This is a genomic window from Nonomuraea jiangxiensis, from assembly GCF_900099965.1.
GTDB classification, from domain to species: Bacteria; Actinomycetota; Actinomycetes; order Streptosporangiales; family Streptosporangiaceae; genus Nonomuraea; species Nonomuraea jiangxiensis.
Genome location: NZ_FNDJ01000038.1, coordinates 24910 through 45666 on the forward strand (window position 1 = coordinate 24910; position 20757 = coordinate 45666).

Here is a 20757-nt window from a genome sequence, read left to right on the forward strand (position 1 = left end):
CAACTCTCCTCCGAGGGGGGATCAGAAGGTGCCGTTGGGGTCGTAGTACTGGGCCGCGTTGTCCTTGGTGACCATGGGCGACGGCACGACCGTGTCCTTCTCGACCTTCGCGCCGCTGAGGATCTCGACGGCCCGGTCGAGGCCCATGCTGCCGATCTGGTCGGCGTCGTTGAGCCCGGTGACGACGTAGTTCGTACCGTCCTGGATCGCCTTGAGCGCCTCGTTCTGGCCGTCGACGCCGGCGAGGACGATCTGCTCGGCCTTGCCCGCGTCGGCGATGGCCCGCTGCGCGCCCAGGCACATGGCGTCGTTCTCGCAGAAGACCGCCTTGAGGTCGCCGTGCTGGGCCAGCAGGCTCTCCATCACCGACAGGCCGCCGTCCGAGCTCCAGTTGCCGAAGTCCGGGGCCTCGACGAGCGTGATGCCCTGGGTGGTGCCGAGCACCGACTTCAGCCCTTCGGTGCGGGCCAGGCCGATCGAGTTGTCCGCCGGCCCGCCCTTGATGATGCCGACCTTGCCGCCGTCGGTCAGCCGCTTGGCGAGGAACTGGCCGTCCTGCACGCCGATCGCCTTGTTGTCGGGGCCGATCCAGCTCGTGTACTCGCCGACGGCGAACTTGCGGTCGACCAGGACGACGGGCTTGCCGGCCTGCTTGATGGCGTTCAGGGCGGCGGGCGCCGACTCCAGCGGGCCCCCGGAGATGATGATCGCGTCGACGTTCTTGCTGAGCAGATCCTCGATGTTGGCGGCCAGCTTGGCCGCGTCGCCGTTGGCGTCGGTGCTGATGATCTGGATCTTCCCCTTCTTCTTCGCCTGGGCGGCGATGGCCTTGTCCATGCCGCTGAAGTAGGGGCCGCTGAGCAGGAAGTTGGCGACGCCGATGGTCTGCGTGCCGTCGTCCTGCCCACCTCCGGACGAGCACGCGGTGAGGCCGAGGCAGCAGGCGAGGAGGAGGATTCGTAATTTCATCATTTTCTCCGGACGAGGATGACGACGATGATGATCAGGCCCTTGAGCACCTGCTGCCAGAAGCTCTGCACTCCGTACAGGTTGAGCAGGTTGTTGATGAGAACCAGGACGAGCACGCCGCCGAACGTCGCCCGCGCCGAGCCGCGGCCGCCCGACAGGGCGGCGCCGCCGATGACGCACGCGGCGATCGCGTCGAGCTCGAAGGCCACGCCGACGCTGGGCTGCGCGATGCCGACGCGGCTGGCCAGGACCACCCCGGCCAGCCCGGCGCAGGCGCCGCTGATCGCGTACGCGAGGATCACGTGCTTGCGGACGTTGATGCCGGCCAGGCGCACGGTCTCGGCGTTGCCGCCGATCGCGATGATCGACCGGCCGGCGGGCGTGCGGGACAGGAACACGCCTCCCGCGAGGAAGACCACCGCCATGATCAGGGTGATGAGCGGGACGGGACCGAGCATGGCGGAGCCGAGCCCGAGGAAGGCCGGGTCGGTCGGGGTGATGGGCACCTCGGAGTAGACGAACGCCAGGCCGCGGATCGTGGTGAGCGAGGCCAGCGTCACCACGAACGGCGCGAGCCCGAACCGCGCCACCAGCGCGCCGTTGACCAGCCCGAACGCGATGCCGGCCAGCACGCCGACGGTCATCGCGACCGGGATGGGCAGCCCCGCGGACAGGCCGGCGGCGAGGATGCCGGTGAAGGCCACCACGGAGCCGACGGACAGGTCGATGCCGCCGGTGAGGATCACCACCAGCATGCCGAAGGCCAGCAGGCCCGTCGTGACCATCTGCTTGAGCAGGTTGGTGAGGTTGGCCGGGGTGAGGAAGGTGTCGGAGGTCGTGGCGGCCACCACGACGAGCAGGACGACGACGGCCGCCGAGATCGCCTCGGCTGTGAAGTCCCGCCCTCTCAGGACGAGGCGGGGGGTGGCGGCGATCATGTGAGGGTTCCCATCGAATAGGCGAGGACCTGGTCCTCGCTGGTCTGCTCCGAACGCAACTCGCCGACGATCCGCCCGTGCGCCATCACGAGCACGCGGTCGCTCGCTCCGATCACCTCGGTGAGGTCGGAGGAGATGAGCAGTACGGCCACGCCGTCGCGGGCGAGAGCGTCGATCATGCGGTAGATCTCCACCCGGGTCGCCATGTCCACGCCGCGGGTGGGCTCGTCCAGCAGCAGCACGCGCGGGCTCTTGAGCAGCCACTTGGCCAGCACGGCCTTCTGCTGGTTCCCGCCGCTCAGATGCTCCACCACCATGGGCGCGCAGCCCTCCGGCTGGATGCCCAGCCGGTCGATCATGCCGCCGATCTGGTCGCGCTGCCTGGCCAGGTCGATGAGCGGCCCCTTGAGCGTGGTGAGCGCGATGTTGTCGCGCACGGACATGCCGAGCACGAGTCCGCTGCGCTTGCGGTCCTCGGTGACCAGCGCCAGCCCGGCGGCGATGGCCTCGGCCGGGGAGCCGTACGCGCCGCTGCCCGCACTGGCCGGCTCGGCGCCGAACACGCAGCGGGCCAGTTCGCTGCGGCCCGACCCGACGAGCCCGAACATGCCCACGACCTCGCCCGCGCGCAGCGTGAACGACACGTCCTCGAACTCGCCGTCCCTGGTGAGCCCGGAGACCTCAAGCCGGAGATCGCCCGGCTCCGGGCGGCGGTCGGGGTAGATCTGCTCCAGCCGCCTGCCCGCCATGAGCCTGATGAGCTCGTCCTCGCTCGTACGCGCCGGCTCGGTGGTCTCGATGACCCGGCCGTCCTTGATCACCACGATGGAGTCGGCCAGGTCGAGCACCTCGGCCAGCCGGTGCGAGACGTAGATCACCAGGACGCCGCGCTCCCGCAGCCGCCTGATCAGCGCGAACAGCGAGTCGAGGTCGCTGCCCGCGAGCACGGCCGATGGTTCGTCGAGTATCAGCACGCGCGGCTCGGTCACCAGCGCCTTGGCTATCTCGACCATCTGCTGGCGGGCCACGGTGAGCCGTTCCGCGGACGTGCGCGGGTCGATCGCGCCGAACCCGATCGACTCCAGCAGCTCGGCGGCCCTGGCGTGCGCGGCGGGCCAGTCGATGAGGCCGCGCCGCCGGGGGAAGTCCCCCATCAGCAGGTTCTCGGTGACCGACAGTCCGGGCACCAGCGTCAGCTCCTGGTAGACGGTCCTGATGCCCCGCTCGTGCGCGTCGTGCGGGGAGCGCAGCCCGACGCGCTCGCCGTCGATCCACATCTCCCCCGCGCTCATCGGCTGGGCCCCGGCCAGGATCTTGATCAGTGTCGACTTGCCCGCCCCGTTGGCCCCCACCACGGCCAGCACCTCGCCGAAGCGCCCCTCCAGGTCGATCCCGTGGAGCACCCCGACGCCCGCGTAGTCCTTGGTGACGCCGCGCAGCACGAGGCTCATTGGAACGCCTCCATGACGATGACCGTCTTCTGGCGGGTGAACTCCAGCGCCGTGTCGTGCACGCCCTCCCGATGGCCCCCGGTGTCCTTCGTGCCGCCGAACGGCAGGTTCTCGGCCCGCAGCGCGGTGGACCCGTTGATCACCACGCCGCCGACGTCGAGCTTGCTCGCGATCGTGAACGCGCGGGAGATGTCGCGGGTGAAGACCGCCGCCTGCAGCCCGTACGGCGAGGCGTTGGCCAGCCGCACCGCCTCCATCGGGTCGGTGAACGAGGCCACGGGGGCGACCGGCCCGAAGATCTCCTCGCCGAACGCCGCGCTGGAGACCGGCACGTCGGACAGCACGACCGGGTCGTAGAACGCCCCCCTCCTGCCCCCGCCGGTGACCAGCCTGGCCCCGTCGGAGACAAGCTGGCGCACGGCCGTCTCGACCCGCTCGGCCGCCTCCTCCGAGATCAGCGGGCCGACGTCGGTCGTTTCCAGCAGCTGGTCGCCGACGGTGAGATTGCGGGTCTCCTCCAGCAGCGCCGCCACGAACTCCCCGTGGACGGCCCGATCGGCGTAGACGCGCTTGACGGCGCAGCAGATCTGCCCGTTGCCCCTGGCCAGGCGGCCCAGCACGACGGCGCGGGCGGCCTGGGCCAGGTCGGCGTCGGCGCAGACGATCAGGGCGTCATTGCCGCCGAGCTCCAGGAAGACCTTCTTCAGCGTGTCCGCGCCGCGCCTGGCCAGCTCCCTGCCGGCCACCGTGCTGCCGGTCAGCGACACGGCCGCGATCCCGGGCAGCTCGGCGAGCAGCTGCGACACGCGTACGCCGCCGGTGACCACCTGGTGGGCGTTCTGCGGCGCGCCCGCCTTCGCGACCAGCTCGGCCACGCGGAGCACGGCGAGCGGGCAGCGCGAGGGCGGCTGCACGACCACGGCGTTGCCCGCGGCCAGCGCGGCGGCGGCCTTGTGCGCGTAGAGTTCCACGGGATAGTTGAAGGGCACGATGGCCGCCACGACACCGAGTGGCTCGCGCATGGTCACCGCGAGGTGCCGCTCCAGCCCCGGCACCGCGTCCAGCGGGATCTGCCTGCCGAACAACCGGGTCGCCTCGCCCGCGTAGCCGCGGAAGATGCGCACGGCGGCCGCCACCTCCCCCCGCGTCTGCAGGATGGGCTTGCCGTTCTCGGCGGCCAGCAGCCGCGCCAGGCTCTCCGACTCCGCATCCACGAGGTCCGCCACCCGCCGCAGCAAGGACTCGCGTTCGTACGCGGGTAAACGGGCCATCTCCCGCTGGCCGGCCTGCGCGGTCTCCACCACGCTCGCCACGCGTTCCTCGGTGAACGACTCGGCCTCGCCGAGTAACTCGCCGGTGCCGGGGTTACGGACTTCGATCATGTAGGTGCCCCCTGTTACAACAACATGGACGCAACTTGTAATTACAGGATGCTAGGATGTTAGGCAAGAGGCAGCGGCTCGCGATGTCTGGAGTCGGGGCGGCGATGTTCGGCGACGACGGTTCCCTCGCGAGCGGCGGTCACCGCGCGCCATCCCACCGCGCACGGGCCGACCGGGCGCCTTACGGCCGACCTTTCCGACGCGGCCACGCCCCTGTTCGACGTCCTCGCCGCGCCGCGGCTACATTGCGCAGGAGCACCGCCTCCGCCGGCGGCGCCGGGCCGGCGATGGAACGCTCCCCCGATCGGCCGGGCTCGCCGGTCGGCGACACCGCGCGTTCCCCCGGGAGACCGTCGTGCGGCGTCCACGGGAACCCGATCGGCGAGGAGTCGTTCGCCCGGCTTGACATGATCACTCACACATCAGGGGAGTCATGACGCGACAACGACTGGATCGGGAGTCGTTCGTCCCGATGTACTACCAGCTTCAGCAGGCCCTCATCCAGGACATGGACGCGGGAATGCACCGCCCGGGCGACCGCCTGCCCAGCGAGAGCGAGCTCTGCGACTCGTACGGCGTGTCGAGGACCGTGGTCAGGCAGGCGCTGCGCGAGCTGGAGATCAGCGGGCGCATCGTGCGCAGGAAGGGGCAGGGGTCGTTCGTGGCGCTGCCCAAGACCTCCGAGCTCCTGGTCCAGTCGCTCACCGGCCTCCACGAGGACGTCACCTCGCGCGGCGGCACCATGCGCAGCGACGTGCGCCGCCTTGAGCGGGTCCCCGCCACGCCGGAGGTCGCCGCCGAACTGGGGATCGCCCCGGGCGACCCGGTCATCGTCCTCGACCGGTTGAGGTTCGTGAACGAGGTCCCGTGGGTGACGGTGGTGACGTACCTGCCGTACGCGTTGTGCCCCCGGCTGCTGGAGGAGGATCTGACCCAGCAGTCGCTGTACGCGCTGCTGGAGGACGGTTACGGGGTCGAGATCTCCTGGGGCCGGCGGCGCGTGGAGGCCGTGCCCGCTCCCGCGGCGGTGGCACGGGCGCTGGAGATCCGCCGCGGCAGCCCGATCCTCCTGCTGTCCAGCACGTCGTACGCGCCGGACGGCCGGCCGGTCGAATACTTCGTCGCCTCGCACCGAGGCGATCTGAGCCGCTTCGAGGTGCGTCTCGAACGGCGCAAGGGCGCGCCGTACAACCCGCTTCTCACCTTGCAGTCCGCCGACACCTGAGGCGTTCCGCCGGCGGGTGCTCCCGGGCGCACGCCGGCCACCGGGCACAGGTCTGCCGGGCAGACGGCGGTGCGCCTGTGGGACGAGGTCAGCCGGTGGGCCCGGCGTCGATGCGGATGACGTCCTCCTCCTCGTCCTCGGGCTCTTCCTCCGGCTGTGGCTCGTCCAGGGCCTCCGGCGGGTCGGCCGGGATCGGGCGGCGGGTTCGCGGTGTCACGACACCCGCACGTTCCGCGACGACGTCGCTCTCCCCGTTGACCCGCCCTACCGCCGCTGGCAGCTCTTCGGGCTTTCTGGTCATACTCACGCACCTGCCCCGACGCCACCATCCGAACCGCTTGTCACGGGTCCGATGCGGCAGGCGGCCGGTCAGCGGGCGAGGGCGCGTTCCAAGGCGTCGAACGTCAGGTTGACCCGGGCGACGTACTCCTCCTGAAGGCCGGCCGCCGCCTCCCCGGCCAGCACCCGCGCCGCGATCGACCCGTACGCCGCCCGGCACCCGGCCACGATCAACGCCGCGCTCAGCCACGGGTCGGGATCGTCGCCCCACTCGGCGATCAACGACGCCAGCAGGTCCTCCGCCTCCTCGACCGTCTCGCGCAGCCGCGCCCGCAGCGCCGGGGAGTCGAGGATGACCCCCCAGAACAGCCGGAATCTGTCGTCCATCCCGCCCAGCGGGTGCCCTTCGGCGATGTGCCGCAGGAGCGTCGCGCGCAGCGCCCCGAGCACGGACGTCCCGCCGGGCCGGTCCCGGACGGTCACGGTGAGCAGCTCGGCCAGCTCGGGCAGCCGGTCGAAGAAGATGTCCTCCTTGCGGGGGAAGTGGTTGAACACCGTGACCTTGGACACGTCGGCGGCCTCGGCGATCTCGCCGATCGTCACGTTGTCGAAGCCGCGCTCCATGAACAGCAGCGTTCCGAGATCGGAGATGCGGCGGCGGGTCTCGGCCTTCTTGCGCTCGCGCCGTGATGAGGACTCCACAAGGTCACTTTATCGCACTCAAAGTTGAGTCGAGTAAAGTGAAGTCATGGACTACGAAGTGATCATTTCCGGTGGAGGGCCGGTCGGCCTGATGCTCGCGTACGAGCTCGGCCTGCACGGCGTGAGCGTGGCCGTGCTGGAGCGGCTCACCGAGGTGGACGAAACGATCAAGGCCGGCGCGATCAACGTGCCGACGGCCGAGGCGCTGGACCGCCGCGGCCTGATTCCCGACCTGCGGGCCGCGATGGAGCGCAACCGGGAGGCGTTCCTGGAGATCATGCGCCGGCGGTCCGGCGGGGCCGTCGCGCCGCCGCCCGCGGCGGCCAGGTTCGCCGGGCACTTCGCCGGCATCTGGCTGCTCGCCGACCGGATCGACGCGTCCGACCCGGACTTCGCGGGGCGCGGCGAGGGCGTGCTCGGCGGGGTCCGGCAGCAGGACATCGAGGCCCTGCTGGAGGAGCGGGTGACCGCGCTCGGCGTCAAGGTCATGCGCGGGGTCGAGGTGACCGGGCTGGAGGCCCGCGCCGACGGCGTCACCGTGCTGGCCGGCGAGCGGCGGTTCGAGTGCGGCTGGCTGGTGGGCTGCGACGGCGGGCGCAGCCTCGTACGGCGGCTGTCCGGCTTCGAATTCCCCGGCACCCCGCCGGAGATCACCGGCCACCAGGCCATGGTCGAGATGGAGGACGCCGAGGGGCTCGCCTTCGGCTGGACCCGCACCGACACCGGCGTCTACGTGAACGGCCCGATCCCCGGGCGCATCCTGACCGTCGAGTACGGCGGCCCGCCGGACGACCGCGACACCCCCGTCACGGCTGCGGAGCTGCAGGCCAGCCTGCGCCACGTCTCGGGCGTCGACGTCACGATCACCGGCGTCGTGTCCGCCACCCGGTTCACCGACCACGCCCGCCAGGCCACGACATACCGCCTGGGCCGGGTCCTGCTGGCCGGCGACGCCGCCCACGTCCATTCCCCCTTCGGCGGGCAGGGACTCAACCTCGGCATCGGCGACGCGGTGAACCTCGGCTGGAAGCTCGCGGCGGTGGCGCGCGGGCGGGCTCCGGAGTCGCTGCTCGACACCTACACCGCCGAACGGCACCCGATCGGCGCCTGGGTGCTCGACTGGACGCGCGCCCAGGTGCTGCTCATGCGGCCCGAGCCACGGGCCCGGGCCCTGCGCGGGATCGTGTCCGACCTGATCGACACCTCCGCGGGCACCACCTACTTCGTCAAGCGCATCTCGGGTCTCTGGCAGCGCTACGACCTGCCGGGCGAGCATCCCCTGGTGGGCACGACCGTGCCGGAGCTCGCTCTCGCCGACGGCTCGCGGCCGGCGGACTACCTGCACGACGGCCGGGGACTGCTGCTCGACCTGGGGGCGGTGCCCGCCGGCGCCGGCGACGGCAGGGTACGGCGGGTCACCACCACCTGCCCCGACCGGCCGGACCTCGGCGGGCTCCTGGTCAGGCCGGACGGTGTAGTGGCCTGGGCGGGCACCGGCGGCCCCTCCCTGGAGGAGGCACTGGCCGCCTGGTTCCCGGCGGCCTGAGAAGAAGGCTCTCCCGGGCGACGCGGAGAACTGTCAGTCGCTGAGCGTGGCCTCGATCTCCAGGCGGGTGGGCATCGAGGTGCTGGCGCCCTCGCGCTGCACCGACAGCCCGGCCGCCGCCGAGGCGAAGCGCAGCGCCTCCTCGACCCCGTACCCCTCCGACCGCGCCACGGCCAGCGCCCCCACGAACGTGTCGCCGGCCGCCGTCGTGTCCACCGCGTTCACCTTCGGGGCGGGCACCAGCAGCCGCTCCCCCGGCCGGGACCCGTACAGGGCGCCCGCGGAGCCCAGCGTGATCACGGCCTCCTCGACGCGTTCGAGCAGCGCGTCCATGGCGGCCTCCGCGCCGGTGACGCCGGTGATGGCGGCGGCCTCGTGCTCGTTCGGGACGATCAGGGCGACCGTGTCGAGCAGCTCGTCCGGCAGCGGCTGGGCGGGGGCGGGGGTGAGGATGACGGGCACGCCGGAGACCCGGGCCGCCTGCGCCGCCGCCATGACCGCCGCCATCGGCAGTTCGAGCTGGAGCAGCAGCACCTGCGAGGCGGCGATGGCGGCCAGGTCGTCGCCCGAGGGGCCGGTGACGGTGCCGTTCGCGCCGGGGACCACGATGATCGAGTTGCCGCCGGTGTCGTCCACGACGATGTGCGCGATGCCGGTGGGACCAGGCACCTGGCGCAGGCAGCGTACGTCGACCCCGGCCTCCGACAGCGTGGCGCGCAGCTCGGCGCCGAACCCGTCGTCGCCCACCGCCCCGAGGAAGGCCACGTCGGCCCCGGCCCGCGCGGCGGCGATCGCCTGGTTGGCCCCCTTGCCGCCGGGCACGGTGCGGAACCGGTGGCCCGTCACGGTCTCGCCCCGCCGCGGGGCTTCCGGCACGTACGCGACGAGATCCATGTTGGCGCTGCCGAAAACCGAGATCATGACCTCATCATCTCCTGTGTACGTGCCGCGAGCTCGCCCAGGCCCACCCCGTCGAACCCGGTGAGGCTGCTGGCCAGGCTGTCGCGCATGCGCCAGCGGTCCGGAACGCCGCCGTTCAGCGCGCCCGCGACCGAACCGGCCGTGGCGCCCGCCGAGTCGGTGTCCCAGCCCCCGGCGACGGCGCCCGCGATCGTGGCGGTGAAGTCGCCCCGGCCGTGCACCAGCGTGGCGGCGACGAGGGCGGCGTTGTTGATGGTGTGCACCCAGTGCAGGTTGCCATGGCGTTCGTGCAGGTGGTCGATGACACGCTCGAAGTCGTGCTCGCGGGTGGCGTCCGCGACGGCCAGGCGTACCGCCTCGTGCAGCCGGGACCCCTCGGGCACCACGGACAGCCCCGCCCGCACGACCTCCTCCGCCGAGGTCGTCACCAGTGACGCGGCGCACATCGCCGCCGCGAACATCGCCCCGTAGATCCCGTTCGCGGTGTGCGTGAGCCGGGCGTCCCGCCAGGCGAACTCCGCCGCCGTGGCCGGATCGCCCGGGTTGACCCAGCCGTACACGTCCGTCCTGATCATCGCGCCGATCCACTCCCGGAACGGGTTGCGGTACGTGGCCGTCGCCGGGGGCTCGACGCCGTCCAGGAGGTTGCGGTACGCCACGCGCTCGGCGGTGAACGTCCGGCCGGCGGGCAGCTCGTCCAGCCACAACCGGGCCACGTCGTCGGTGGTGAAGCCGCGGCCGTGGCGCTCCAGCACGGACAGGGCGAGCAGCGGGTAGTTGAGGTCGTCGTCCTCGGGCACGCGGTCGATGTTCTCGGCCAGGGAGTTGACGGCGCTGCGGCGGTTCCACGGCCAGCGGGCCGCGACGTCAGCGGACAGGCCGTTCGCGGTGAACCAGCCGCGGATCGGCCAGTTGCCGGTGGCCTCGGCGATCTCCCTGATGCCCGCGCGGGGGATCTTCTCGACGGGCTTGCCCAGCACGCACCCGGCCGCCCGTCCCAGCCACGCCCCGAGCACCCGGGCCGGATCCACCTGCCCGGCAGCGGGAACCGAGCCGGGCCAGGACGGGCAGGCCGCGATGATGCCGGCCAGGTCCGACGGCTCGTCCCACGGGGACGGGATCGCGGCCAGCTCGTCCAGCAACTCCTCGGCCGGCCCGCGCAGCCGCGCGGCCTCCGGCGCGGAGGCCCCGGCCCGGGGCGGCGCGTCGTGCCCTCCGGCGGCGTGCCACCGGGCGGCGATCTCCCGTACGCGGGCGCCGCCCTCCCCCTCGCCCCGGCCGTCCTCCATGGCCTGGCGCAGCTCGTGGCCGACGAGGTCCTCGGGCTGGACCCAGGTGAGCCGAATCATCGGCGGGCGAGCTCGGCGAAGGCGGCCTCGTGGGCGCGCCGCCGGGCCACGTCGTCGGCGTGCACCCGGCGGGCCACGTCGGCGATGGCGATCCCGGGCGCCACCACGTCCGTACGGCTGGCCGCGGCCACCTGCTCGGTCCACTCCCCCGGCACGGACGCCAGCCCGCCGAGCGCGCCCGCGATGGCCCCGCCCATGGAGGCGATCGAGTCGGCGTCGCGCCCGTAGTTGACCCCGCCCAGCACCGTCTCGCGGTAGTCGCCCTTGGCGATCAGCAGGAACGCCAGCGCCAGCGGCAGCTCCTCGATGCTGTGCACCCGGCTCGGCCGCCGCGCTCCGAGGCCCTGGTCGCGGTAGGTGTCGGCGACCGTGTCGTAGGGCCGTACGGCCGCCCGCAGCGCCTCGAACGAGCCCTCCCAGTGCCCCAGCCCGGCCGCGGCCTCGCAGACCGCCTCGATCGCGGCCCTGGTGCCGTCTTTGGCCAGGCGCAGGCAGGTGGCGACCACGGAGTCGGCGGTGGCCTCCGCGCGCATGGCCTCGGCGACGGCGGCGGCCATGACCCCGGCGGCCTCGCGGCCGTAGCTCGACTGATGGGCCCCGGCCAGGTCGACGGCCTCGGCGTAGGCGGCGTCGGGGTCGGCGGCGTTCACGATGCCGACGGGGGCGACGTACATGGCCGCGCCGCAGTTCACGATGTTCCCGACGCCGGCCTCGCGCGGGTCCGCGTGGGCGTAGTGCAGCCTGGTCACGATCCACTTCTCGGCCAGGAAGATCCGGTGCAGGGGCAGCGCCTCGGCCTCCAGCTCGGGGATCCACCGCCGCTCGCCCATCAGCTCGGGCACCAGGTGCTCGGCCATCGCGTACGCGCCGAGGTGCCCGCCCACCTTCTCGTACACCCGGATCAGGGCGTGCGTCATCAGCGTGTCGTCGGTGATGTGGCCGTCGCCCTTGTGGTACGGGGCGATCGGCCGGGCGTTGCGCCAGTCCTCGTTGAACGGCGGGACGATCCCCTCGACGCGGCCGCCGTACCTCTCGACGATCTGCTCGGGGGTCCAGCCCTCGGTGGCGCCGCCGAGGGCGTCACCGACCGCCGCCCCCGCCACGCAGCCAGTGGCCTTGTCCTCAAGCGGGTCCTCAAGCGGCGTCATGCGATTCCTCCGTCAGATTGCTCACGATTTCCATCAGGTCCCGGCCCGCCAGGTCGGGCAGGCAGCATCCGGCCAGTGTGCGGCTCGACGCGATCCACGCCTCCGGGATCGCCCCGTAGCCGCCGCACGCCCCCGCCAGCGCGCCGGCCAGCGCGGGCGCCGAGTCGGCCAGCGCGGCCAGGCACGCCGCCGCGGGCACGGCCCGGCCGAGGTCGCCGCCGGACGCCTCGGCCAGCGCCAGCGCCGCGGGCACGGTCTGCGCGGCGCCCACGCCGTAGCTGTAGACGTGGTCGACCAGCACGCCGTCCAGCGCGGGCACGGCCGCGAACGGGTCTCCCGCCCGCCTGGTGACGGCCAGTGCCCGCCGGGCGTTGTGCCCGATCGCGGTGTCCTCGGGCAGTACGGCCAGCGCCGCCTCGACGGCCCCGGCCACGGAGCCCGAGGCGACGGCCTCGGCCACGGCGGCGGCCATCGCGCGGGCGCCCAGCAGGCCGTCGTAGGCGTTCGTGACCTGGGCGTCCCGCGTGGGGTCGCGCCCCAGCGCGCCGAACGCGACCGCCCGGACCGCGGCGGCGTCATCGAAATGGTGGGGATTGTCGTGCCCGGACGCGGGCGGCTCGACCCCCTTGGCCAGATTGTCCAGCGCGGTGGCCACCGAGATACGCGCCCGGACGGGCCCGCCGACGAGCTCCCCGAACGCCTCGGCGCGTGGGCGGTCGATGGTGAGCGCCGTCCAGGCGAGCCATTCGGCGTCGTCGGACGGGCCGACCCGCAGCGGCGCCGTGGGCTGGTTGAGCGCGAACGGCACCGGCAACGTGGTGACCCCGTGCTCCTCGGCGAAGGCGTCCAGCTCCCGGTGCAGGCGTCTGCTCCAGGGCGCGTGCAGGGCCGCCCGGTGGCGGGCGGCGGGCCAGCCCGCGGCGTCGCCGACGGCGAGCCCGGCGAAGGCCCCCCTGATCCTGTCCCCCGACATCGTGTTCTACCGTCCTCCCGCCAACTCGTCGGCGACGTCCCGTACGTGTCTCCCGGCGACGACGGGCAGGCACTTCCCGCTCACCGGTCCGATTCTCGCGACCCAGCGGCCGGGCACGCCGGCCTCCCCGCGCATGGCGCCGGCCACGGCTCCTGCGATGGCCCCGATCGTGTCGGCGTCCCTGCCCAGGCTCACCCCGAACGTCACCGCCGCCTCCACGTCACCCTCGCCCACCAGGAACGCGGCCAGCGCCAGCGCCACCGCCTCGGGAGCCAGGTCGGTCCACGGGTAGTGCCTGACGACCACGGCCTCGTGCAAAGCCTCTTGCAGGGCCTCTTGCAGGGCCTCGACCACTCCGGACTCGCCCGCCGCCGGTTCGGCCGCGGCGCCCGTGACGACCGCGCGGGCCCTGGCGATGTTGCGGGCCGTCCACGAGTCCGCGGGGATCACCGACAGCGCGGCCGACACCACGTCGCCCACCGCCGCCCCGCCCATCGCGGCGGCCACCGCACCGGCGACCGCCCGCCCGCCGAGTATGCCCTCCCCTGACGCGCTCACCAGCCCGTCCTGCTCCACCAGCCGGGCCGCCTCGACGGGGTCCCCGGGGCAGAAGACGCCGTAGGGCGCGGCCCGCATGGCCAGCCCGTCGGACCAGCCGTGCGAATGCGCCAGCCCGGTCAGCGGCGGTTCGAGCCCGCGGCGAAGCGCCTCGACGGTGCCCAGCTCGGAGAACCCGGCCCCGCGCATCGGACCTGTCACCTTCGGGATGACCTGCTCGCGGTAGGCGGCCGCCACGTCGGCGGGGGTCAGCGCGTGCCCGTGCCGCACCAGCAGGGACGCCGCGAAGATGGCGTACTCCGTGTCGTCGGTGCCCCCGCCCTCGATCTCGGTGAGCCGCCCCCACCGCCGCCGGATCTCCGACGGCGGCAGGTTCTCGGCCGGGGCGCCCAGGGCGTCGCCGGCCGCGAGGCCGAGCAGACACCCCCGGGCCCTGTCCCGATGAGCGCTGTCCCGATGCGCGCTGTCCTGATTCGTCAACGCTGGTACCGCTCCAACACCTTGTTCCCGTCCTCGACGAGCCTGGTGGCGGCCTCGTCGATGGTGATCTTATTGGCCAGGTACTCCTGCAGGACCGGCGCGGCGACCTTGGTCTCCCACTCGTCGAACCCGTTCACCTTGAGGAACGGCGCGACGACCAGGTTCTTGGCGGAGGCGGTGGCCACGTCCCAGCCGTTCTCCCCGGTGGTCATCGACGGATCGGCGGCGGCCGTGCGCGACGTCGGCAGCAGCCAGTCGCCCTTGGCGAGCTTGGCCTGGTTGGCGCCGTTCAGGAAGAACGCGATGAACTTCAGGGCCTCGTCCGGGTGCTCGCTGTCCTGCGCGATCGACAGCGTCTGGGAGACGGCGCCCTGCTGGGCGCTGGTGCCCACGGGCCCGGGCAGCGTGACCCACTCGAAGCCCTCCGGAGCCTGCTCGACGACCTGCTGCCGCAGGTAGACGCCCGCCGGCAGGAGCGCGAACTTGCCCTGGTAGAAGGCGGGCAGCGGATCCGCGGTGCCCTGTCCGAGCGCGGCCGGGTCGGCCGACTTGTCCTTGTAGAGCTGGTCGTGGATGCGCTGGAGCACCTCGCGCTCCTCCGGGCCGACCTTGACCGTGGTCTTGCCGCCGGCCGTCTGGAAGAAGGTGCCGCCGTAGGTGAGCGACAGGTTGAGGATCTTGTTGACCGGCGACTTCATCGGCCAGGCCACCCCGTACGTGCCGTCCTTGGTCATCTTCTTGGCCGCCTCGGAGAACTCGTCCCACGTCCACGGCTTGTCCGCCGTCGGCACGCGCACCTTGGCGGCGTCGAGCAGCTTCTTGTTGGCGATGATGACCTGCGACTCCTGCAGGAACGGCACCCCGTAAATACCCTGCTCGCCCTGCCCCCCGTCGAAGGTGACGGTGTCCCACGCGGCCTGCGGGATGTCGTTCTTCAGCTCGGCGGGCAGCTTGGCGGACAGGTCGAGCAGGTAGCCGTCGCTGGCGAAACCGGACAGCGCGGGCGAGTCGTTGTGGATGACGTCGGGCGCGGTGCCGCCGGCGAACTGCGTGACGAGCTGGTCGTTGACGTTGTCCCAGCTCCCCTGGACGTAGGTGACCTGGATGTTCGGGTTGGCCTTGTTCCACTCCTCGACGATCTGCTTGTTGGCGGCGACGGACTCCTTCTGCCAGGCCAGGCTGAGGAAGTTGAGCTTGACCGGCTCGTCGGGGGCGGAGGAGGACCCGCCGCCTCCCCCGCCGCCCCCGCCGCACGCGGCGGCCAGCGTGAGAACCGCCGCAGCCGCCAGAGCTGACCTGATACGCATATGAGCCTCCTAGCCCTTGACGGCGCCGGCCATCAGGCCGGACTTCAGTCGCCGCTGGATGATTGCGAAGAAGATCAGGCTCGGGATCGTCGCCATGAGCGACGCCGCGGCCAGCGGGCCGAGCCTGGCCACCCCCTCGGGGCCGGTGAACCTCACCAGCGTCAGCGGGAGTGTCATGACGTCGGGGTCCTGGAGGATCACGAGCGCGAACATGAACTCGTTCCAGGACGAGATGAACGAGAACAGCAACGTGGCCACCACACCCGGTGTCAGCAGCGGGGCGACGACGCTGACGATCGACCGCAACCGGCCCGCCCCGTCCACCGCCGCGGCCTCCTCCAGCTCGCGCGGCACGGCGCGTACGTAGCCCTGCAACATCCACAGCGCGAACGGCAGAGTGAACGTCACGTGCACCGCCACCAGCCCCGGCAGCGTGTTCACCAGATCCAGATCGCGCAGGATCATGAACAGCGGGATGATGATCAGGATGAACGGGAACACCTGGCTCACCAGCACCCACCCGATCGCCACCCGGTTGAGCAGGCTGCGGTAGCGGGCCATGGCGTAGGAGGCGGGCAGCGAGACCAGCACCGTGATCACGCTGCTCGCCAGCGCCACCACCAGGCTCCTCACCGCCGCGCCCACCAGGTCCTGCTCGCCGAACGCGTCGGCGAAGTTGGCCAGCGTCGGCTCGCGCGGGATCCAGGTCGGATCCGCCAGCGCCATCTCCCGTGGCGTCTTCAGCGCCGTGGACAGCAGCCACACCAGCGGGAAGGCCAGGAAGACGACGTACGCGGCCAGCGCGACGTACTGCGGGACACGTCTCATCGGGTCTCCCTCATCTGCCGCCACAGGTAGAGCCCGAGCACGGCGAGCACGACGATCGCCATGGCCAGCCCGAGCATCGAGGCGTAACCGGCGAACCGGTAGCGGAACGCCTCCTCGTAGGCGAACAGCATCGGCAGCCGCGTCTGCCCGCCGGGACCGCCCTGGGTGAGCACGTAGACCAGGCCGAACTGGTTGATGTTCCACACGAAGTCGAGCGAGGTGATGGCCACGATCACCGGCCGGAGCTGAGGCAGCGTGATGTTCCAGAACCGCCGCCAGCTTCCCGCGCCGTCCATGTGACCGGCCTCGTAGAGCTCCTTGGGCACGCCCTGCAGGCCCGCCAGCAGCACCACCGTGGTCTGCGGCATGCCGGTCCAGATGCCGACCACGATGATCGCGGGCAGCGCGAGGGAGAAGTCGGCCAGCCAGTTGACGTCCGTGCCGAGCAGGTCGTTCAGGATGCCCGCGTCGGGGTGGTAGACGAGCTTCCACATGAGCCCGATGACCACCGGCGGCATCGCCCACGGCACCACCGCCAGCACCCTGGCCACGCCCCGGAACCGCAGGCGCTCGTTGAGCAGCAGCGCGAGGCCGAGCGCGGCCAGGAACTGCAGCACGGTCACCGAGACGGACCAGATCGCGCCGATCTTGAACGACGCCCAGAACTCGTCGTCGCCCAGCAACCGGGTGAAGTTCTCCAGGCCGACGAAGCTCGTCTCGTGCACGCGGGTGTTGCGGGCGTCCGTGAACGCCAGGCCGATGCCGTACAGCAGGGGTCCGACGCTGAACAGCAGCACCGGGACCAGCGCGGGCAGCATGAGCAGCCAGGTCTCGCGCGTCTGCCTGGAGATCCCGCGGCTCCTGGTCCCCGGCCGCCCCGGCGGCGCCGCCCTCGTCACGGTCGCCGTCACGACCCGGCCCCCCTCTCCCCGGCTCCCCCGGCCTCCCGGCTTCCGCCCCGCGCCGCGCGCTCGTCGGGTCCGGCGCCCGCGGTGGAGGCGCGCACCACCAGGTGGGGCGGCACGGTGACGCGCCGCGGCTCGTGCTCGCCGCCCTTCAGCCGTTCCAGCAGCAGTTCGGCGGCGACCTTGCCACGCTCGGCCGACCCGAGCGAGACGCTGGACAGCGACGGCCACGAGGCCGCGGCCAGGTCGGTGTCGTCCATGCCGACCACCGCCACGTCGTCCGGCACCCGCCGCCCGGCCGCCCGCAGCACGTCCAGCGCGCCGAGCGCGATCAGGTCGTTGGCGCACATCAGCGCGTCCACGTCGGGGACGCGGGCGAGCAGCTCGGCCACCGCCCGGCCGCCCTCCGGGCGGTAGAAGTCGCCGACCTGCACCAGGTTCTCGTCGTAGGGCAGGCCGAGGTCCTCCAGCGCCTCCCGGTACGCCGCCCCGCGCGCGGCGCCGGGCACCGTGTCCAGCGGGCCGTTGACCAGGGCGATCCTGCGGCGGCCGAGCGAGTAGAGGTGATCGACGGCCAGCCGGACACCCGTGCGCGAGTCGGCCCGTACGTTGTCCACCCGCGTGCCCTCGGGAACCGAGCCGATGATCACGACCGGGGCGCGGGCGGCGGCCAGCAGCTCCAGATGGGCGTCGGTGACCCGCAGCGGGCTCATGATCAGCCCGTCCACGTATCGCTCGCCGAGGCCGTGCAGGACGTCGATCTCGTCGGCCACGACGGCGTCGGTGGAGTGCAGCACGAGCCGGTATCCGGCGGCCTTGAGCACCGGCTGGATCTGGCGCAGCATCGCCAGGTAGGCGGGGTTGCCGATGTCGGCCATGGCGAAGGCCACCTGGTTGGTGCGGCGCGACTTGAGCGACCTGGCCACGGCGTTGCGCACGTAGCCGAGCTCGTCGGCGGCGGCCATCACCTTGCGCACGGTCTCCTGCCTGGTCGGCAGGCCGTTCAGCACCCGCGACACGGAGGCGATCGAGACACCGGCGCGCTCGGCGATCGTGTTGATCGTGGGTCCGTCGGCCAAGGTCGTCCTTCCAGAAGCGTAAACGTTTACTGTCAAGAAGCTGTAAACGTTTACCGTTGTTTGGGACATGAAACTCTCCCGTAACTTCCGGGTCAAGTCACGATCCCGTAACGCACCCCCTCCCGCCCGCGCGTGAACATCTGGGACAGGAGGGGGCGCAGAGATCAGTCGCGGGCCGGTTCGGGCTCGGGGCCGTGGGCGGTGGGCGCCTGCGCGGGCTCGGGCAGGGAGGTGGCCGGCGCGGCCGAGTGCCGGCCGAGGGAGCGGATGGCCGGGGAACCGGCCAGGGCCACCACGGCGGCCAGCACCGCGGGGATGATCAGGGCCACCGGGAGCGAGGACGCCTCGGCGACGTACCCCAGCACGGCGGGGCCGAGCAGCAGCCCGCTGTAGCCGAACGCCGTCACCATGGCCAGCGCGCGCCCCACCCGCCCGCCGGCCGCCCCCACCGCGCTGAACAGGACCGGCACCACCGTGGCCAGCCCCACGCCCGCCAGCGCCCATCCCGTCCACGCGCACACCACCCGCAGCGGCTCCCCGGCCAGCGGCGAGAGCAGCACCAGCGCGTACCCGGCCGTGGCGAACAGCCCGGCCAGCCGGATGGTGAGCACCGACCCGAGCCGGGCCCTGATCGGGTCCCCGAGCAGCCGCACGGTCGTCATCGCCACCGAGAAGATCGTGTACGCCAGCGGCGCCACGGCCGGATCGGTCGCCAGCACCCACCGGGCGTGCAGCGCGGCCCAGTCGATGGCCGCTCCCTCGCTCAGGTGCCCGGCGAACGCCGCCACCCCGAGCAACGCGATCAGCCACCACCCCAGCGAGCCCCCCGCCGCGCCGCCCGGCGACGCGGCCGGGTCGTGCCCCGGCGGGTCTGGCAGCAGCAGGCGCGCGGCCGGCACGTACAGGAGCGGCACCACCAGCGCCGCCACGACCAGCAGCGCCTGGGGATCCAGCCCGGTCTGCAGGACGAGGGAGGTGAGCCCGCCCCCGGCCGCCCCGCCCAGGCTCCACGTCCCGTGGAAGGCCGAGATGATCGGCCGCCCGTAGCGGCGCTCGACCTCGACGGAGTGGGCGTTCATGGCGATCTCGGTCACCCCCAGCCCCATCCCGAACACCACCGCCAGGACCGCCAGCGCCCAGTACGAGGGCGCGAGCGCGGGCCCGAGCAGCACCAGCCCGGACACGGGCCCGGCGATCCAGCTCACCCGCCGGCTGGAGAACCGGTCCACCAGGGGCCCGGCCGCCGTCATCGACACCAGCGCCCCGCCGGAGATCAGCAGCAGCACGCTGCCCAGCCGGGCGGGTCCGAGGTCGAGCCGGTCGTTGAGCGAGGGCAGGCCGGCCGCCCAGAGACCCATGACGAATCCGGCAAGGAAGAAGAATCCGAAAACTCCGACACGAGCACGTCTGGCATCTGTGAGGCTTTTGTTCACGGTCAGAGCATAAACTGTGATTCGTGAATGGAGCCACAACCAGCGTCGAGCTTCGGGCGCACAACCGGGTCCGCCTGCTGCGGGCCGTGCATGACTGCGGGGCCACCCGTACCAGGTCGCAGCTGACCCGCGACCTGCACCTGGCCAGGGGCACCGCGTCGGTGCTCGTCGCGGGCCTGGCCGAGGACGGGCTGCTGCACGAGGAGCCCGCCCCGGGAGCCGCCCGGGGCCGCCCCACGCACGTGCCGGGGCCGCACCCGCGCGGCCCGCTGGCGCTGGCCGTGGACGTCCGCGAGGACGCCTGGGAGCTGGCGGCCTGCGAGCTGGGCGGCCGGGTCACCGTGCTCGACGTGCGCCCGCACGACGGCACCCCCGAAGGCGCGCTCGGCCCCCTGGGCGAGGCCGTCAGGGCGCACCAGGCCCGCCTCGGCCCCCGCGCCGTCGGCGTCGGGGTCGCCCTGCCGGGGCCGGTACGGCACGGCGGCCTGGTGGACATCCCCCACCTGGGCTGGCGCTCGGTGGACGTCCCCGCCCTCCTCGCCCCGGACCGGGGCGGGGCCGGCGCGCCGGTGCCGGGCGGGCCGCTCGTCGGGAACGACACCGCGCTCGCGGCACTGGCCGAGGCCCGGCGGGGGCGGCTGCGGGGCGTACGGGTGGGCCTGCACCTGCACGTGGACTTCGACCTGGGCGGTGTCCTGGTGGTGGACGGCAGGCCGCTGGACGGCGCGGGCGGCTCCGGCGCCGAGTTCGGCCACATGCCCCTCACCGGCGGCGACCGGCCCTGCCCGTGCGGGGCCACCGGCTGCTGGAGCATGGACGTCGGCGCGAACGCCCTGCTGCGCCGGGTCGGCCTCGCCTACGGCGGCGGCCGGGGCCGCGAGCAGGCCGAGCACGTGCTGGCGACCAGCGAGGAGGCGGTCGCGGCCAACGCCACCGCCCTCGGCCGTGGCATAGCCGCCCTGGTGAACGCCCTCGACCCGGAGGTCGTGACGCTGTCGGGCCACGGCGTGGAGCTGTACGAGCGGGCGAGCGGGCAACTGCTGGCCGCCTGCGAGCCCGGCCTCATGGCGATCCGCCGCGACCGCCCGCCTCGGATCGCCGGCTCGGCCCTCGGCTGGCGCGGCTCGCTCCTCGGCGCCATGGAGTCGGTCTTCGACGAGTTCCTCACTCCTGAGGGCCTCGACCGGTGGCGCGAAAGCCACCCTGACCAGGCCCCCGACACGCCCGAACCGCAAAATGTGACGCATTCCACGCTCAAGGGACGAAACCCGATATAACCCACAT

General features: G+C 72.7%; 19 protein-coding genes. 3 read left to right on the plus strand and 16 right to left on the minus strand.

Annotated features, from left to right (window positions below):
• Positions 1-21: 21 nt before the first annotated feature.
• Genes BLS95_RS48035 through BLS95_RS48050 form a run of 4 tightly spaced genes read right to left on the minus strand, consistent with a single transcriptional unit; the run spans position 22 to position 4740 of the window.
• On the minus strand, positions 22-969 hold the full coding sequence (locus BLS95_RS48035; protein WP_218136353.1) for a substrate-binding domain-containing protein: 948 nt from the start codon (positions 967-969) through the stop codon (positions 22-24).
• Positions 969-1907, minus strand: coding sequence for an ABC transporter permease (locus BLS95_RS48040; RefSeq protein ID WP_090946323.1), 939 nt, complete (start codon positions 1905-1907; stop codon positions 969-971). The genes BLS95_RS48035 and BLS95_RS48040 overlap by 1 nt, the downstream gene beginning before the upstream one ends.
• Positions 1904-3358, minus strand: a complete 1455-nt coding sequence (locus BLS95_RS48045; protein ID WP_090946324.1) for a sugar ABC transporter ATP-binding protein — start codon at positions 3356-3358, stop codon at positions 1904-1906. Before BLS95_RS48045 ends, BLS95_RS48040 begins: the two co-directional genes overlap by 4 nt.
• Positions 3355-4740: an aldehyde dehydrogenase family protein gene (locus BLS95_RS48050; protein ID WP_090946325.1), complete on the minus strand. Its 1386-nt coding sequence runs from the start codon at positions 4738-4740 to the stop codon at positions 3355-3357. The genes BLS95_RS48045 and BLS95_RS48050 overlap by 4 nt, the downstream gene beginning before the upstream one ends.
• Positions 4741-5173: 433 nt before the next feature.
• On the opposite strand from BLS95_RS48050, the gene BLS95_RS48055 reads away from it, so the two are divergent.
• The gene (locus BLS95_RS48055) at positions 5174-5965 is read left to right on the plus strand and encodes a GntR family transcriptional regulator (RefSeq protein WP_090946326.1); all 792 of its coding nucleotides are present in this window, start codon (positions 5174-5176) and stop codon (positions 5963-5965) included.
• Between the two features lie 88 nt (positions 5966-6053).
• On the opposite strand, the gene BLS95_RS48060 is transcribed toward BLS95_RS48055, so the two are convergent.
• Positions 6054-6266, minus strand: a complete 213-nt coding sequence (locus tag BLS95_RS48060; RefSeq protein WP_090946327.1) for a hypothetical protein — start codon at positions 6264-6266, stop codon at positions 6054-6056.
• A 68-nt stretch (positions 6267-6334) separates the two neighbouring features.
• Positions 6335-6946, minus strand: a complete 612-nt coding sequence (locus BLS95_RS48065; protein WP_245765727.1) for a TetR/AcrR family transcriptional regulator — start codon at positions 6944-6946, stop codon at positions 6335-6337.
• Positions 6947-6992: 46 nt separating this feature from the next.
• Here BLS95_RS48065 and BLS95_RS48070 point away from each other — a divergent pair, with 46 nt between their 5' ends.
• The gene (locus BLS95_RS48070) at positions 6993-8492 is read left to right on the plus strand and encodes an FAD-dependent oxidoreductase (protein ID WP_090946328.1); all 1500 of its coding nucleotides are present in this window, start codon (positions 6993-6995) and stop codon (positions 8490-8492) included.
• A 33-nt stretch (positions 8493-8525) separates the two neighbouring features.
• On the opposite strand, the gene rbsK is transcribed toward BLS95_RS48070, so the two are convergent.
• The 10 genes from rbsK to BLS95_RS48120 all read right to left on the minus strand — a co-directional run bounded on the left by rbsK (position 8526) and on the right by BLS95_RS48120 (position 19473).
• Positions 8526-9413 carry a ribokinase gene (gene rbsK, locus BLS95_RS48075; protein WP_090946329.1) on the minus strand — a complete coding sequence of 296 codons (888 nt, stop codon included), beginning with the start codon at positions 9411-9413 and terminating at the stop codon, positions 8526-8528.
• Positions 9410-10762 carry an ADP-ribosylglycohydrolase family protein gene (locus BLS95_RS48080; protein WP_090946330.1) on the minus strand — a complete coding sequence of 451 codons (1353 nt, stop codon included), beginning with the start codon at positions 10760-10762 and terminating at the stop codon, positions 9410-9412. The genes rbsK and BLS95_RS48080 overlap by 4 nt, the downstream gene beginning before the upstream one ends.
• Positions 10759-11910 carry an ADP-ribosylglycohydrolase family protein gene (locus BLS95_RS48085; protein WP_090946331.1) on the minus strand — a complete coding sequence of 384 codons (1152 nt, stop codon included), beginning with the start codon at positions 11908-11910 and terminating at the stop codon, positions 10759-10761. The genes BLS95_RS48080 and BLS95_RS48085 overlap by 4 nt, the downstream gene beginning before the upstream one ends.
• Positions 11897-12883: an ADP-ribosylglycohydrolase family protein gene (locus BLS95_RS48090; RefSeq protein WP_090946332.1), complete on the minus strand. Its 987-nt coding sequence runs from the start codon at positions 12881-12883 to the stop codon at positions 11897-11899. The genes BLS95_RS48085 and BLS95_RS48090 overlap by 14 nt, the downstream gene beginning before the upstream one ends.
• A 6-nt stretch (positions 12884-12889) precedes the next feature.
• A complete protein-coding gene (locus BLS95_RS48095) occupies positions 12890-13921 on the minus strand; it encodes an ADP-ribosylglycohydrolase family protein (protein WP_090946333.1) in 1032 nt (343 codons plus the stop codon).
• Positions 13918-15228, minus strand: a complete 1311-nt coding sequence (locus BLS95_RS48100; protein ID WP_090946334.1) for an ABC transporter substrate-binding protein — start codon at positions 15226-15228, stop codon at positions 13918-13920. Before BLS95_RS48100 ends, BLS95_RS48095 begins: the two co-directional genes overlap by 4 nt.
• 9 nt (positions 15229-15237) lie before the next feature.
• Positions 15238-16056 (minus strand): carbohydrate ABC transporter permease, encoded by an 819-nt coding sequence (locus BLS95_RS48105; protein ID WP_090946335.1) that lies wholly within the window; start codon positions 16054-16056, stop codon positions 15238-15240.
• Positions 16053-16967 carry a carbohydrate ABC transporter permease gene (locus BLS95_RS48110; RefSeq protein ID WP_218136354.1) on the minus strand — a complete coding sequence of 305 codons (915 nt, stop codon included), beginning with the start codon at positions 16965-16967 and terminating at the stop codon, positions 16053-16055. Before BLS95_RS48110 ends, BLS95_RS48105 begins: the two co-directional genes overlap by 4 nt.
• A complete protein-coding gene (locus tag BLS95_RS48115) occupies positions 16964-18040 on the minus strand; it encodes a LacI family DNA-binding transcriptional regulator (RefSeq protein ID WP_245765728.1) in 1077 nt (358 codons plus the stop codon). The genes BLS95_RS48110 and BLS95_RS48115 overlap by 4 nt, the downstream gene beginning before the upstream one ends.
• Positions 18041-18204: 164 nt before the next feature.
• Entirely contained in the window at positions 18205-19473 is a 1269-nt protein-coding gene (locus BLS95_RS48120; RefSeq protein WP_281250131.1) for an MFS transporter, read from the minus strand.
• 23 nt (positions 19474-19496) lie between these two features.
• Here BLS95_RS48120 and BLS95_RS48125 point away from each other — a divergent pair, with 23 nt between their 5' ends.
• Positions 19497-20750 carry an ROK family protein gene (locus BLS95_RS48125; RefSeq protein WP_090946337.1) on the plus strand — a complete coding sequence of 418 codons (1254 nt, stop codon included), beginning with the start codon at positions 19497-19499 and terminating at the stop codon, positions 20748-20750.
• Positions 20751-20757 lie beyond the last annotated feature (7 nt).

Coding starts and splice junctions, on each gene's coding strand:
- BLS95_RS48035 (WP_218136353.1), bottom strand. CDS start 969: ATGAAATTACGAATCCTCCTCCTCGCCTGCTGCCTCGGCCTCACCGCG.
- BLS95_RS48040 (WP_090946323.1), bottom strand. CDS start 1,907: ATGATCGCCGCCACCCCCCGCCTCGTCCTGAGAGGGCGGGACTTCACA.
- BLS95_RS48045 (WP_090946324.1), bottom strand. CDS start 3,358: ATGAGCCTCGTGCTGCGCGGCGTCACCAAGGACTACGCGGGCGTCGGG.
- BLS95_RS48050 (WP_090946325.1), bottom strand. CDS start 4,740: ATGATCGAAGTCCGTAACCCCGGCACCGGCGAGTTACTCGGCGAGGCC.
- BLS95_RS48055 (WP_090946326.1), top strand. CDS start 5,174: ATGACGCGACAACGACTGGATCGGGAGTCGTTCGTCCCGATGTACTAC.
- BLS95_RS48060 (WP_090946327.1), bottom strand. CDS start 6,266: ATGACCAGAAAGCCCGAAGAGCTGCCAGCGGCGGTAGGGCGGGTCAAC.
- BLS95_RS48070 (WP_090946328.1), top strand. CDS start 6,993: ATGGACTACGAAGTGATCATTTCCGGTGGAGGGCCGGTCGGCCTGATG.
- rbsK (WP_090946329.1), bottom strand. CDS start 9,413: ATGATCTCGGTTTTCGGCAGCGCCAACATGGATCTCGTCGCGTACGTG.
- BLS95_RS48080 (WP_090946330.1), bottom strand. CDS start 10,762: ATGATTCGGCTCACCTGGGTCCAGCCCGAGGACCTCGTCGGCCACGAG.
- BLS95_RS48085 (WP_090946331.1), bottom strand. CDS start 11,910: ATGACGCCGCTTGAGGACCCGCTTGAGGACAAGGCCACTGGCTGCGTG.
- BLS95_RS48090 (WP_090946332.1), bottom strand. CDS start 12,883: ATGTCGGGGGACAGGATCAGGGGGGCCTTCGCCGGGCTCGCCGTCGGC.
- BLS95_RS48100 (WP_090946334.1), bottom strand. CDS start 15,228: ATGCGTATCAGGTCAGCTCTGGCGGCTGCGGCGGTTCTCACGCTGGCC.
- BLS95_RS48105 (WP_090946335.1), bottom strand. CDS start 16,056: ATGAGACGTGTCCCGCAGTACGTCGCGCTGGCCGCGTACGTCGTCTTC.